The 14,847-nt window shown below is 34.3% G+C and carries 14 protein-coding genes; 8 read left to right on the plus strand and 6 right to left on the minus strand.

Annotation, left to right across the window (positions count from 1 at the left end; all coding sequences use genetic code 11):
• Positions 1–364 precede the first annotated feature (364 nt).
• From ACX119_RS03285 to ACX119_RS03310, 6 genes are all read left to right on the plus strand, one after another.
• Positions 365–919: a hypothetical protein gene (locus ACX119_RS03285; protein WP_459351708.1), complete on the plus strand. Its 555-nt coding sequence runs from the start codon at positions 365–367 to the stop codon at positions 917–919.
• Positions 920–1,063: 144 nt separating this feature from the next.
• On the plus strand, positions 1,064–1,255 hold the full coding sequence (locus ACX119_RS03290; RefSeq protein WP_459351709.1) for a hypothetical protein: 192 nt from the start codon (positions 1,064–1,066) through the stop codon (positions 1,253–1,255).
• Positions 1,256–1,402: 147 nt separating this feature from the next.
• A complete protein-coding gene (locus ACX119_RS03295; protein ID WP_459351710.1) occupies positions 1,403–2,719 on the plus strand; it encodes a hypothetical protein in 1,317 nt (438 codons plus the stop codon).
• 46 nt (positions 2,720–2,765) lie between these two features.
• Positions 2,766–4,412 (plus strand): magnesium/cobalt transporter CorA, encoded by a 1,647-nt coding sequence (gene corA / locus ACX119_RS03300; protein ID WP_459351711.1) that lies wholly within the window; start codon positions 2,766–2,768, stop codon positions 4,410–4,412.
• A gap of 201 nt (positions 4,413–4,613) precedes the next feature.
• Positions 4,614–6,245 (plus strand): gamma-glutamyltransferase, encoded by a 1,632-nt coding sequence (gene ggt / locus ACX119_RS03305; protein WP_459351712.1) that lies wholly within the window; start codon positions 4,614–4,616, stop codon positions 6,243–6,245.
• Positions 6,242–7,012, plus strand: coding sequence for an N-formylglutamate amidohydrolase (locus ACX119_RS03310; protein ID WP_459351713.1), 771 nt, complete (start codon positions 6,242–6,244; stop codon positions 7,010–7,012). The genes ggt and ACX119_RS03310 overlap by 4 nt, the downstream gene beginning before the upstream one ends.
• Positions 7,013–7,213: 201 nt before the next feature.
• Here the strand turns inward: ACX119_RS03310 and ACX119_RS03315 are convergent, their stop codons facing one another.
• The 4 genes from ACX119_RS03315 to ACX119_RS03330 form a co-directional block, all read right to left on the minus strand.
• Entirely contained in the window at positions 7,214–7,468 is a 255-nt protein-coding gene (locus ACX119_RS03315) for a UBP-type zinc finger domain-containing protein (protein ID WP_459351714.1), read from the minus strand.
• 1 nt (position 7,469) lies between these two features.
• Positions 7,470–8,009, minus strand: a complete 540-nt coding sequence (locus ACX119_RS03320; RefSeq protein ID WP_459351715.1) for an inorganic diphosphatase — start codon at positions 8,007–8,009, stop codon at positions 7,470–7,472.
• A gap of 71 nt (positions 8,010–8,080) precedes the next feature.
• Positions 8,081–8,506: a hypothetical protein gene (locus tag ACX119_RS03325; protein WP_459351716.1), complete on the minus strand. Its 426-nt coding sequence runs from the start codon at positions 8,504–8,506 to the stop codon at positions 8,081–8,083.
• Between the two features lie 60 nt (positions 8,507–8,566).
• Complete coding sequence (locus ACX119_RS03330; RefSeq protein ID WP_459351717.1) at positions 8,567–8,698, minus strand: hypothetical protein; 132 nt, start codon at positions 8,696–8,698, stop codon at positions 8,567–8,569.
• Positions 8,699–8,849: 151 nt separating this feature from the next.
• On the opposite strand from ACX119_RS03330, the gene ACX119_RS03335 reads away from it, so the two are divergent.
• Both ACX119_RS03335 and ACX119_RS03340 read left to right on the plus strand, forming a co-directional pair.
• Positions 8,850–9,458: a hypothetical protein gene (locus tag ACX119_RS03335; RefSeq protein WP_459351718.1), complete on the plus strand. Its 609-nt coding sequence runs from the start codon at positions 8,850–8,852 to the stop codon at positions 9,456–9,458.
• Positions 9,455–10,552, plus strand: coding sequence for a hypothetical protein (locus tag ACX119_RS03340; protein ID WP_459351719.1), 1,098 nt, complete (start codon positions 9,455–9,457; stop codon positions 10,550–10,552). The genes ACX119_RS03335 and ACX119_RS03340 overlap by 4 nt, the downstream gene beginning before the upstream one ends.
• A 37-nt stretch (positions 10,553–10,589) precedes the next feature.
• Here ACX119_RS03340 and ACX119_RS03345 read toward each other — a convergent pair whose 3' ends face one another.
• Positions 10,590–14,033 (minus strand): PKD domain-containing protein, encoded by a 3,444-nt coding sequence (locus tag ACX119_RS03345; protein ID WP_459351720.1) that lies wholly within the window; start codon positions 14,031–14,033, stop codon positions 10,590–10,592.
• 4 nt (positions 14,034–14,037) lie between these two features.
• Complete coding sequence (locus ACX119_RS03350) at positions 14,038–14,778, minus strand: hypothetical protein (protein ID WP_459351721.1); 741 nt, start codon at positions 14,776–14,778, stop codon at positions 14,038–14,040.
• Positions 14,779–14,847: the final 69 nt, after the last annotated feature.

The following is a 14,847-nucleotide window of genomic DNA, read 5'->3' on the forward strand; positions in this document are numbered from 1 at the left end:
AAAACAAGTATTTGGATACTATTCTGAATACTTTATCAATTCCAAAAAAACCCTATCGGTGGTGAAAGCATGAAAAGCAATAGAGTAAAAACAAAATATGGTTCTTGGCCAAAGATTTTATTCCAAAAAAACTAATTATTATCACTGTAGCATACCACAAACATCAATCTATGGTTAAATAATAACTGCCTAGTGTTGACTTGGAGGTTCTTACATTGGTAAACAGACAACAACTCGTATTGGCATTGATGGAAAATAAGATGTAAATCTAAAATGTTTCATTTTACTCAAAAATCATCATTGATATGTAATCATAATATGTCATTAATCATTTGTTTTTAGTTTTACTTTTTAAAAATTTGATATGAGAAAATATCTTACAGTTCTTCTATCTGTATTATTGTTTTCAAATTATGCTATTTTAGAATCTCATGCAGAAACTTTGAAACCCCATACGGAAAAAAGATGTAAAAACTTCTATGAAAAATTTAAAAATTTAGGAGAAGATGGTTTACGAAAACGCTATCCTGCACATCCAACATTAGATATCTGTTTGAAATTATTTAATTCGCCTAATTGGACTTTCTCAGGAAAAAATCTTATTGATGAAAAATATCTTTCTTTTTTAACAGGCACCAGTTCTAAATCAAAATCTAGTCCTAATATTATCTCAAAAATGAAAATTGGGCATGAACAATATTTGATAAAGTTCAGTTTATGTTCAGAGAATAATCAAAAATCAAAATATGTTTTAATCATATCTGATAAAGAACAATTCTATGGAAATATTCCAAGACCTTATGATGGTAAATGTGGTTCCTTCTGGGCTCAAATATTATCTAAAAATCCTGATACTATAGAGTTTTTTTGGAGCTATGATTCTCTTCCGCCCTCAAAAATGGTAAGAAAACTACTATGATTTCAAACAGACACTAATTTTGCCAAATCATTATGGTGATCTTCTGGGCTCATTTCATATGGCATGCCACGGTATTCTAGTCATCCAATTATACTTCTGTGAAAACCTGCTGTATGAAACTATCAAAAAATGGAGATGAAATAATTGCCTGATGAGTCATGTAGACGTTGTGGGGGATTACTCATGGAACTTTTGATATGTGCAAAATGTAAAGCAGCTACACAGTTTATTTGTAGAATTTGTGCACATCCAACTATTCCAAGATCTCATGATCAATTATGTTTTAGACCTGATGAATCCGATACTAAAAAACCCCTGGTGGGAATATTACATTGATTCAATTTTTGACATGCCACATTTTGAGAATAATCTATAGATATGAATTCATTGTAACACAAAATAGAAAAATGTTCAACAATCCGTACTGTTCTAAAACCATAGTCATAGGTAATGCTTTTTAGTGTCATGTATGAAATATTTAATGTGAAATCCTCTGTTTGGATTGCGATATTCTTAGTTGTTGTTTTAATATCTGGGACCTTGCCCTCTCAAACTTTTGCTGATGTAATTTCTCCTAAACAACAAATAAAACTAAATTTTTTAGCTGAACAAGTAATCTGTAGTGAAGGTTTGGTTAAAGTATTCAAAATATCTTCTAATACTCCATCCTGTGTAACTCCATCAACTGCAGAAAAATTAGCAGAGAATGGTTGGGCAAAAACATTATCTCCAGAACAACTTGAGGAAATTAGAATCATGAAATTGACCAAAGGAGAACCTGTTGGAACAATAAATAAGATTGCTGTTTTAAAGCAACTCTCTAAAAATACCAAAGCAGGAACTTCTACCAGCATAACAGGTTATGCGTTTGTTTTTGATGCATGTGCAAAATCCACTGAAATTCGCACTCCTGAAATTATTGCAACCTCTGATAGTGAAACTCGTAGTGTGAAATTAGGTAGTATGCTAAAACCTAATTCATGTTATACAACATCAGTTTTAATCAAAGCTGCAAACCCTGATTCTATTACTGCAACAATGGTGAATATGGGAGGTGTATCTGATAAGATCATAACTTTGGAAAACAAAATTGCAGACCTTAAAAATAAAATAAACACTGCCAAGCAAAAAATCCCCGTATCCTTAGAACAAAAACCAGATGGTGAAAATTTGACTAGTATTATTACAATGAAAAAAGAACTACAATTACTTCAAGACGAATTACGACGATATTTAATGGTACTTTATGTTCCATCTAATCTAAAGGTCTCAAAATTAGACATTCCAAAAACTCTGACTGGAAAACCTCTTGAAGGGTTAACAACTGATCTAATTTCTGTTACCGAAAGTGTACTAAAACCTGAAACTGGTTCTCCTGATCTTAAACGATACAATGTAGTTTTTGAAGCATGTTCTGGAAAAGATACAATAAGATTGCCTCTGATTACTGTGAGTTCTGATTTTGAATCGATAGATGTTAAATTCATTGATAGAATTATTCCAAATTCATGTCAAGTAGGAATCACTAGAATCAATGCAATAGATTCTGATTCTATTGTGACTACTATTAGTGGTAACTCTGGTGTTTCAACACAAATTGCTGATTTGGAGAAACTAATTGCTGATTTAGAAACTCAATTAGGTTCTGAAAGAACAGCCCTAAATAAACTCGTTTCAAAACAACTTGGTCCTGCAGAGGAAGAACTCGCATCTGAAATCGCACAAAAGATTAGTAAGTTACGTGCCGACCTTTTGGAATCACGAGCAAAACTCTATGGCCTGCTTTTACAAGTCAAATAAAACGTGTTCATAAATACCTGATATTTTTACAGAATACTGATGGCCTTTGATAGATAATGTGGGAAAACTAATCAATCGACTTTCAATTGGATTTCTTTTTGCATTAATTTATCAAATTGTAGTTGGGGTTGCAACCTCATTACTTTCTATTCCTCTGACTGGAAACATATCGGATCTTTTTTCAGGAATAGGGAAGATTGAATCTGAAGAAGGAATTTTGTTAATTAGCTGGTGGGTTATTTCTACAATTATAATAACTCTGATAGCAATATTTATTGTAAAATACAAATGGTATTTCTCACCATACAGAGGAGAAAAAAATATTGAGATTCCTCCAAAGATTACAATTGTTACTGCAATCGTAATTGGTTCTATTATTTCATTTATGTTCTTTTTAATGGATACTGTGATTGGATTTTTTGTAGGAACAAACACATCTGCTGATGTACAAGCAATTTATGAGGCAGCAACAAGTGGAAATTTTATCCCTCTTTATCTTAGTTTAATTTTCTCAATTATGACTGGTTTCATAATTATTGGTGTTACAAGTAAAACAGCCAAAGTTAAAGCAATTACAAAAGATTTGGGATTACAAGAAATCACAGGTATTAAACTACTGATAAATAAAACAAAAACACAAAGAACCACTTTATCTGATACTATTGGATCAAGTCCTGGTGCCTTAATTCACGTTGGTGAACAAAAGGTAGAACATATTCGAATGGATATGATTGAATATGATGCTGAAAACATTTCTGAAAAAACAGATGTAACAATAGAAGAATGTTTAGAATCCAAAGACAAACCAAATGTTTCCTGGATTAATATAATAGGAATCCATGATCCAAAAATTATTGAAAGTTTTGGAAGTAGTTTCGGTTTACATCCATTACATCAAGCAAACATCATGAATACTGAATTGAGACCTTCAATTGAGGTCTCAGATAATTATATTGTAATAATGCTTAAGATGCCACATTACATAGAAGAGACAGGAAAGCTCGAATTAGAACAGATCTCAATAGTCTTGGCAGAACATCATGTTTTGACATTTCAGGAAATTGAGGCTGATTTCTTTGATCATATTAGAAACCGCCTTAGAAATAAAGCAGGCTCTATTAGAAAATTGCAAGGTGATTATCTTACTTATGCAATAATTGATGCAATTGTTGATAGCTATTTCCTAGTAATTGAAAAAGTTGGCGACATTACAGAGGACTTGGAAGAAGAATTGATGAAAAATCCCACGGGAAAAACAATGCAAACCATTCAAACACTAAAAAGAAGAATGATATCTTTGAGAAAATCTATTTGGCCAGCTCGAGAAATATTAGATTTTCTTGGACGTGATTCTACTCCGTTAATCTCGGATAATACACGAACTTATCTACGAGATGTTTACAACCATGTAATTCAAGTAACTGATTCTATAGAAGGATTGCGTGATGTAATTGGTGGAATGCTTGACACCTATCTATCCAGCGTTAGCAATAGAATGAATGAAGTAATGAAAACACTTACAATTATTGCAAGTATTTTTATTCCTATTACCTTTATTGCTGGAATTTATGGAACAAACTTTTCATATGTTCCCGAGTTAGAGTGGGAAGGTAGCTACTTTGTTATGTTAATTGCAATGGCTGCAATTTCTGGCATTATGCTTGGTTGGTTTAAGAAACGAAAATGGCTTTAATGTAAATTTTCGTTATGAAATAATCTTGTATTTGAAGATTTTCTACTTTTCTAAAACAATAAATGATCACTTTTTTAGCATGTTTCAAACAAAGTAATTATTGGAATTAATTTACACAAAAAAATATCTTGCTAAACGAAATGTTTTATCTATAATGTTGCTTCAAAAAGTTGGATTACGATCATTGGGAAATAAAAGAAATTGATAGTCCAACAAATAGAAAAATCTTTTAGGACATCACCTGATAAAAAATCCTCAACTGCAAAAAAAGGAATGGTGGCATCTGCATTTCCTGATGCCACCAAGGCAGGAGTTGAAATGCTCAAGAAAGGTGGTAATGCAATTGATGCTGCATGCGCAACTGCATTAGCATTAGGTGTTTGTGAGCCACAGGCATCTGGGATTGGAGGCCAATCTATGGCTATTTTTCATATTAATGGGAAAACAGTTGCACTTGATGGCTCTAGTCGTTCTCCATCTCTAGCACATTCATCTGTTTATAGAAGAAAGAAACGAAGTAGAATAGGTTACAAAGCAACAACAGTTCCAAGTACTTTAGCTGTAATTGGATTTTTACATGGAAGATATGGTCGCTTAGAGTGGCAAAAAATTGTTGCACCTTCAATTAGAATTGCAAAAAAAGGATACAAAATCACTGCATTACAAAATGGTCTCCAACAACGGGAGCTTGAAAGTTTTCTATCCGTTAAATCAAAATCTGGAGCAAAATATTTTCTAAAAGATGGTCTAGTCCCATATGATGTAGGTGATAGATTCATTCAAGATGATTTAGCACAAACACTAACTACAATTTCTGAGCATGGATTTCAGAGTTTCTATCATGGTCAGATTGCAAAAAAAATTTCTACTGATATGAAAACAAATAGAGGATTAATTCGAGAAGAAGATTTGGCATACATACCTGAACCAATAGAAAGAAAACCCATCAGTAGAAAATACCGACATCTTACTGTGGTTACTTTACCTCCACCAGCTGCAGGACGAACATTGTTGTTAACATTGATGATGCTCAATCATTTACCTTCAAAGTTTTTGCGTAGTGGAAAACCAAGCTCATACCACTTTGTTGCAGAGACATTTAGAAAATCATTCTTGCATAGAATTCAGAGGCCATTTAATCCTCATACTTATAATCAAATCCAAGATAAACTCCATCTCCAAAGATCTTTTGCAAAACAGATGGCCGAATCTATTCGCAACTCTATGGATGCAACACTACCGATGACTGATCCTGATTTTGGAGGAGAAGACACTACACATCTATCAACAATGGATGATGAGGGAAATGCAGTAGGAATAACACAATCAATAGAGCTTGCATATGGCTCAAAGGCAGCAGCAGATGGATTGGGGTTCTTGTACAATAACTACATGTCAGCATTTGAATTTACCAATCCTAATCACCCTTACTTTATTAGACCAAATGCAATTCCTTGGACATCTGTATCTCCAGCATTGATAATTAATGATTCCAAGATTTGGATGGTTGTGGGTAGTCCTGGCAGTCAGAGAATTTTCTCAACGATTACTCAATTTCTTTCCAGAATAATTGATGGAAACCTTCCAATGAATGAGGCAATAAGAAGACCCCGATTTCATTGCTCTATTGGTGGAATGGTTAGTATTGAAGATGGTGGCTTTAAGCCTGAAATTGTTGAATACCTTAAAGAAATGGGATATGAAATATCTGTTAAAGAACGTTATTCATTTTATCATGGAGCAATTCATGCAGTGATGAAATTGCAATCCCAATCTGGATTTCATGGAGTGGCAGAAGTAAGACGTGATGGAACTGCAGAAGGATTAGATTGAATAAATTCCCAATATTGTTATCCATTCCACATGGTGGAACACAAAAACCTTCAGAACTTGATGGACATTTGTGTATTACAGAAAAAGATCAGTTTGATGACTCTGATCCTTTTGTAATTGAGATTTATGATCTTGGGGATAAAGTTCAAAAAGTTATCAAATCTGATATTGCAAGAGCATTTGTTGATCTTAATCGTTCTCTGCAGGATCTTCCCCCAAAAAATCCTGATGGCCTGATAAAAAGTGCAACATGCTATCAAAGACCAATCTATGTTACAGGCAAAGAACCTGATGATTATCTAAGAAAAATACTGATTGAGAAATATTATTTGCCATATCATAGAGAAATTCAAAAGAATATCCATGAACTAGATTTGCAGCTATGTATTGATTGTCATTCAATGGCCTCTGTTGCTCCAAATGTCTCCCCTGATGGGAACAACAAAAAAAGACCTCTGTTTTGTCTTTCAAATCAAGATGGTGCAACATCCTCTGCTGAAATGATTGAACTTTTAGCATATTGTATATCTCAATCCTTTTCAATTAATAGAGATGAGATATTCCTAAATGATCCATTTCATGGTGGACACATTACCAAGACATATGGAAATAATCCCATCCCTTGGATTCAAGTTGAGATGAATAGAAGTTTGTATTTATCAGAGCCTTGGTTTGATTCAAAAACTCTCAAAACTGATAATTCTCATCTTGAGAAATTAAATCACTCTTTTGAAGAATCTATCACAATGTTTTTTTCAAAGATTTGATTTTATCCAAAATCTTGTTTGTTTGATAAAATAGTGTGTACATTTCCAAACTAATTGAACCTGGTATCTCCATAGTTTGTGATGTCAATGTACTGGTGTTGCAAAATTTGTATTAAAACTAAGCATAAAATTCCCATATTTGGGATATTTTTTGTAGTGTTGTTATTTTTTAACTGGCATTTTATGAAATAATTTTTTTTGTTAATAGTATTCTTTGTGGATATAGCACCATTTCCAAATATCTCCTGGAATTGCCTTCATTACGGGATGTCCTGTCTCCTCAAAATGTTTTGTCGCGTGTTTTCCAATGGATGAATCACAACATCCGACATGACCGCAAGTTAAACACATTCTAATTGCAACTATTGGTAGGTGTTCTTTTTCACACTCTTCGCAGCTTTTAGAATTTGATGAAACATTATTTTCATTTGAGAAATGTTCACATTCTTTTGTCATTCTAATATTTTTTCAAAGTGTCTTTGTATCTCTTTATTGAATCAATAATTACAACCTTTGCCTCTTTTGCTGACTTCCAACCAATGATATCTACTTTTTTACCTTCGAGGTCTTTGTACACTTGGAAAAAATGTGCAATCTCTGAACGATAATGATCTTCAATGTTTGAAATATCTGTTGTGTGAAGATATCTGGGATCATTTGTTGCAACGCAAATTATCTTATCATCTAATTTTCCATCGTCTTTCATTTGCAGCAATCCAATTGGTCTTGCCTCAATTAAAATTCCTGGAAAAGTTGGATTTGTTACCAATACTAGTGCATCTAGTGGGTCTCCATCATCAGACAAAGTTTGAGGAACTAGACCATAATCTCCAGGATAATGAAATGGTGAGAATAAAACTCTGTCAAGTTTTATCATGTTATGTTTTTTATCATATTCGTATTTGTTCATTGAACCCTTTGGAATCTCTACTACGACATTGATGATTTCTGGAATATCATTTCCGGATTCAATATCATGCCAATAGTTTTTACTCATTTTCTAGCTCTTCAAAAATTCATTCAGTATATGAATTCTCTGACTAAATTTGAAATCAAAGTAAAATTATGCTAAATCGTTTCACTTGAATTTGGGATGACTCTGAATATCTTTACGGTGTATTCTCCTTCAAAGATGTTTACTGCTTCTCCTGTGTTCAAATCTACATTTCTGACTCTGAATTTGTAATCAAATGAGCCATCTCCTTTTACATCAACTTGTGCAAAGTGAACTGGGTCTTCTCCTTTGTAGAACTGAATGATTACTGGATATCTCTCTACATACTCTGATGGTGAACCCTTTACTGCACCCCATGGGAGTTTATTATCTTCTGGAACATTCATTGTAGTCACTGTCTTTTTCAAGCTTAATTCGTCATTAATTGGAGTAATGGTAACTGAGTTTTGATTTGAATCAGCTGAGATGCTCTGTGGAATCATCATTACTGCAAATACTGCCAATAGTGATGCCATCAAAAATATACTTGATCTGCCCATTGTGAGATTCATTATTTGAGGTAATTTAAAAAATTTATGACTAATTTATTCCAATTTCATTTAAGGTAATTCATCTTCCAGATCTGAACATGCTTTGTGAACCCATTGCTCTTTTGAGTTTTTGAGGATCTCCTTTCCAACTTTAATCTCTCCCCCACATTCCACACATTTTCCATTAAATCTGGCCTTCATGGATATCCTTTGTTCTTGACCCATTTTAAGTAGTGTTTTGGGATAATTATTCGAATTATTTTTAAAATCACACAAAAAATCTCTAGAGTTAATCAAAAATAATATGTCTATCCACTTTTGTTCTAGTTGATAAGAGAAATGGTGATTACAATTGCTCAGTGAAGAAGATCTTTATTCTAGAATTCTCAAGGTAAAAAATCTCAAAGAAAACTGCTTCAAATATCTTGAAGAATCATCAAAAGAACTCCTCACTCAGAAGATAATCTATGCTATATCTGAATTAACTGAAGAAAAGATGGGACCAGTCAAACTCTCTGAGATTGCACAAAAAACTACAGGTGATAATGACAAATCAAAACAGGATCTAGTGCGACTGACAATAGAGAAATCCCTTCTCAAATGTGGTCTAGTTGAGAAGCTAAAATATTCCTCAAATGACGTTAGATACATTTTGACTGCATATCGATTTCAAAAAATTAAAGAGATTGATAGTTTTAGAGGTGAGAGCTCGCAACCAATTGGTGATGTATTTGAGTTGCCAAAATCTACATGGCCTATCTCTGATGAATTTTACTTACTACTTGCAAAAAAGTTTGGATATGAACAATCCCTGAAAAAACTACATTCTGATTTTGATGCAGATTTGATTCCACGTGGAAAATATGAGACCCTTAATAGTGATTATGCAAAAACATTAGAGCAAATTAATGAAAAACTTGATTCAAAATATCCTGGACTTGAGGCATTGGTGATGACATGAAGTTAATTGTTTTTCTTTTATCTGCAATTATTTTGGCAAGTGTCTTTGGAGGTGATGCATTTGCACAATTCTCAAACCAGAATACTCTGAAGGTGAGTTTTGAGAATAACATTTTACCGTCCTATGATGTTCCACTTGTTTCAGGACAAACATTTACCCTAACTCAAAATCATTCATGGGTTCAGGATGAAACTAGCAGGTATAATCTAGTCTCTTACACTTTGGACGGTGAGACTGTGAAGATATCTCGAACTGCCAGAGGTGATTTTACAATAAACATTCCAACTGATTCTTCTCATACAATTGTGTTCTCTGCAGTTCCTCAATATGCAATTGGGGTAGAGGGAACAAATGATTTTTCATTTTTACCATCATCTCCTACAAATGACAATTGGTTTGATGTTGGAACAGAAGTATCTGTAAATGTACAAAGAACTACTGAGGTTGAACCAAACAAAGTTCGACAAGAGATTACTGGTTGGTCCCTTGACAAGGAAGAGTTTTGGAATATTGAGGATGACGGCTCTACCTCCTTTACAACCCCTCCTATTTTGATGAATGAGTATCATCAGGTTGATTTCTTTGCAACATACCAGTACAAACTCAATGTACTTTCTGATGTTGGAACAACTATTGGTAGTGGATGGTATGAGCAAGGAGAAACCGTCCCAATTGGAGTTGATGCTGGAGGAGATGGGTTAATTCTAAATTCTGTATATGGCTGGGAAGGAGCTGATGTGATGTATGATGGAAACACCTCTCAGGTCTTCATTGATGGCCCAATTACAGTAACTGCTAATATTGAGAAGAACTATTCTCTGCTAATTGGAGTCATTGTAATTCCAATTCTAGTAGTTGGTGTGATTGGGGCTAAAAAACTCAAACGTACATCTCCTGCAATTGAGGAAAAACCCGTAGAGCGAATTGTTGAAAAAGTAATCGAGCGAGTAGAATCTCCTGAAAAAAAATATGAAGAAGGATATGACCAGAAACTCTCAGAATATCTCTCTGAGCAAATCAAATTAAAAATTGAAGAAATGCACTCATCTGATATTATCTCCGAATCAAACTATTCAAAGATTAAAGATAATTGAAAATTTGTAAAGTATTGGAAAAACCTAAAATGATTTCCTAAATATTATTGACTGTTACCACTACTTGGCCTTGCACAGGAGGATTAACACCATCATTTACTGTCAGTGTAAATGTAATGTTTCTAGATGGTGGACCAGTGAAATTTGGTACGTCAAATGTTGTAGATAATGATTTTGGATTATCTATGTTGACTGTAATTCCACCTTGAGCGCTATATGTCCAAAGATATGTTAGAGTATCTGGATCAGGATCAGTTACCGTAGCGGTAAGTGACCATTCAGTTACACCATCGTCATTTACTGGATTATCTGTTCCTGTGAAATTAACTATAGTTGGTGGAGTGTTTCCTCCACATGCTCCGCCATCAGTTACAGTAATGTTTACTGAATCTGAATTCTTGTTTCCATCGTCATCAGTAACAGTTAATGTGAATGTGTATGTTTCATCAGAACTAACATCATCTGGAGTGAATGTTGGTGATATCAAACTATTGGGGAATTCTGCAAATTTATTTGGCATTGGTGCCTCTTTAACCCATGAATATGATACAATTACTCCAGGAGCTTCATCGGTTGAACCTGAACCATCTAGTGTAATGTCTGAACAATCATTTACTGTTTGGTCAGGACCTGCATCTGCATCTAGTCCACCTGTTATCTCTACTGTTCTAATTTCAAACTGTCCTTGGAAACTTGCTGTAATGGTGTAAGTTCCGGCTTCAGTTGGAATGAATGAATCACCTTGGTTTAGATTTAATGGTCCTCCAGTAGGTCTGTCAACTTGAATGCTGATGTTTTCAGGTGCAGCTACTTGACAACTACTTCCTACGGCAGTGAAATCTTCAACTATGTAAGGTATTCCAATTTGTCCTGATGTATTTGTAGGATCATTGTCTGTAACTCCTTCATTGTTACAGTTTGGATTTCCTCCACCGCTGTTACCTTTGGCATTTGCTTTGCCTTTGATTTTATCTGCTTTGATTTTATCTGCTTTTTCTTTTGCCTTTGAATTCTTGTCCATTTTATCCCATTTTGCTTCAAAAGAATCTTCTGTCAAATCATCAATTGCATCTTCAAAATAGTCATCAGGACTGTATGTTCCGAATTCTCCAATATCTAATTTCTTTAATTGACCTGGTGGGATATTTCCAATTCCAAGTCCTTGCCCATTTTCAATTGCATTCTCAGATGGGTTTTCTCCTGCTGCTCCAAGACCAGGTGGTAGATCTTCTTTATTCTGTCCTGGTGCATCTCCGCTATTTCCTGGAGAGTCTTCTTTATTCTGTCCTGGTGCATCTCCGCTATTTCCTGGAGAGTCTTCTTTATTCTGTCCTGGTGCATCTCCGCTATTTCCTGGAGACTCAGTTTCCTCCTTACCGTCTTTATCTAATTCCTTTGCAAGCTCACTTTTGTCATTTGTCTTTTCTAAAATTTCATCTATATCTCCACTATTGAGGACCTCTAATGTGTCCTCTAATTCTTTAATTGCCTTTTTAGTTAGACCAAGGTTTTCTTTTGCTAACATCTCGCTAATTTCATTAATACTATTATCTACAAATTGTTGGATTCTCTCATCTTGATTTTCTTGTGTTGCTGCATTGATCTGCTCAAAAAGACTATCTTTGATACTATTTGCAAGTTCTAGTTTTGCATGAGCATCTGGAATATCTCCATTTGCCAAAACTTCTTTTGCAAGATTTATTGATTTATCATATTCCTCTAAATTAACATCTAGATTATTTGATTCAATTAATGCCCGTAATTCCTCAACCTCCTCATCTACATTGGTAATCTCTTCTTGAATCTCAAAAATATTGGCAGCAGTTATCTGCTTTAGGATGCCTGGCGGAATTCCTCCAACTCCTAATCCCTGACCTGTGGATATTCCAGTATCTGATGCACTATCAATTGCAGATCCAAATCCTGGTGGTAGTTGTGTTGATGCCTGCTCTTCTAATGCTCCTATCTCTTGTGCCGCATCCTCGAATAGCGCCATTGCAACTATTGCACTCTCTCTTGCAGTAACAATATCTCCTGCCTCAAGGGCAGCTAAGGCCTCATTGTATTTTTCCTCACCTGCAACGAAAAATGTCTCAGCATTTTCAGGAACCTCGTCTAATCCCTCCCTTGATTCTAAAATATTCTGATACGTGATATCTAAAACCATCTTGATTGGATCTTCATGATCATCTGCATATGCATATTCAAAAGCTGATGATACACTAACTGATAATATCGCTAGTGCAATAATGCCGAAGAGGCTATTTTTCAACACCGATCTTACGTATTTACTTGATATAACCAACTGGTTCGATTTTAGCAGGCGTTTGGTTCGAACTATTCTCATAACTTGATAAGATAATATTATTGGCAAAACTAGATACATTCCAATATTTATTAGAATTACTGCAATACCTAATCCCAATATTTCTCCCTCAGAATGTGCATTTGTCATAATTAATAGTGACGAAAGCATTGGTGTAATTCCAATTTTCACCAATTCATTGAAAATTTGATTCTCTCTTTGGTAATCTGCAACTAATGGTGAGAATGAATAGTACATTTCATTGAATCCATTCATAAATGAAATACCTGAATCTGTTTTGAGTAATTGGTTATCTCGAATTTCCCTTAACATCTGAACTTGGGGTGCTAATTCTGAACCAAATATTGCAGTTGCAATTAGGCAACCTCCACCCTCATCTGTCTTTGTATCTACATCGAAAATTTTTACCAATCCCTTCTCATGAGGATCTATTCTTATCCAAGAATGTGTGCTGTTTTGGTGGAACTGACTAAAATCAACTTCCTGACCATTCAAAATCACACTGTTGGGGTTATTTACTACTTTTTTTGGAATGATTGTTAGAACTATTGCCCTGTCTTTAATGATGAATTGAATTTCTTTGTTATTTGCTGAAAACTCCTCAATCTTTGCAGCCGTTATTGCCTCTACTTTTTGCTCTGAATTATCCACTGTTACAAAAAACTCCTTTGATGTAACTGGTCTGATAGAATAACTAAGTGATATGTCTCCAGGTGGCAAAACATATTCTTTTTCAGATATCTCAATTGGAATGGTATTTAGTGAAACTAATTTTGATAGAGGTGGTAAACTGACCCTTGATTCCAAATCACTACTATATTTGAGCCTGAAAACGCCTGATTCGTAGGAAAGAATATCTGCATTATATTTGAGATTAACAGTTGATGCCCCTAATGTGGCAATCTTTAGAAGATCCTCGTTTTGAGTGGTTCCTAAGAGAATATTTTTTTCATCTATTGCTAGCAGATTTGATATGTTTTCTGAAACGATATCTACATCAATTGATGAGACAAATGTTTTGGGAAATAATGTCTGAGATATTTTGGCCTTTCCTTCTGATGTTACAATTATTGATACGTATTCATCCCCTAACTGTGCTAATCCTACTGTAATTCCAGTTATTGATAATAGAATTACAATGAATTGCAGCTTCATTGTCTTATCTTCTAGGTGATGGAGGTCCGCCTACTCCTGAAATATCCACCCATGTTCCATTCACATATTTCTGGAGTTTATTGGTAATGCTATTGTAAAATAATTCACCTTCTTCAGATTTTGAAGGTGTGCTAAAATAGATGTCATTTTCTATCTCGAATTTGTTTCTATCAAATACCTTTACTGGAGTTGTAATCTCGCTTACTGGAATATCTGATACGTCTATCTCCAGTGAGAATGATGTACAACTAAATTTTGTAACTTCTCTGATCTCAACAGTCCCATCCTCTTCTAAAAAGAAGATCTTACCCTTTGAATCTACACCGTGAACAAAATATTCTGTAACGTCGCACTCTTTGTATAGTAATGTATGGATTATTTCTCCATCCCCTGAGAATATATCAATTGCAACATTCATTCGTGTATTGGTAATTAGGGGGTTTTTGTCATTAAGGGATTTTTGAACCAATACATAAAATGGCTTTTTGTCTTTACTGGGAACTGATTCTAGCAAAAAATTCTGATCACCATCTACAAATCCTACTCTTGAGAACGAATCAAAGGTATGTTCAATATTTGTTCCCGCTGGGTTTACTCTAATTTGGATTGTCTTTGCAACATTGTCATTTGACAGTGTTACACCTGCATATGCATTTAGCAACTCTGGAGTGGCAATAATTGTAGATGATGCAACTAAAACTACAATTGAAGCAATACTAATGATGGCTATCTGCCTCTTTTTCAACGAAATGAATATCTTATTTTCCTTTATAAGCAATGGTATGTATTCCCACTAACGGGACTTGTTTTTAGG

The organism is Nitrosopumilus sp. S4 (genome assembly GCF_054515835.1).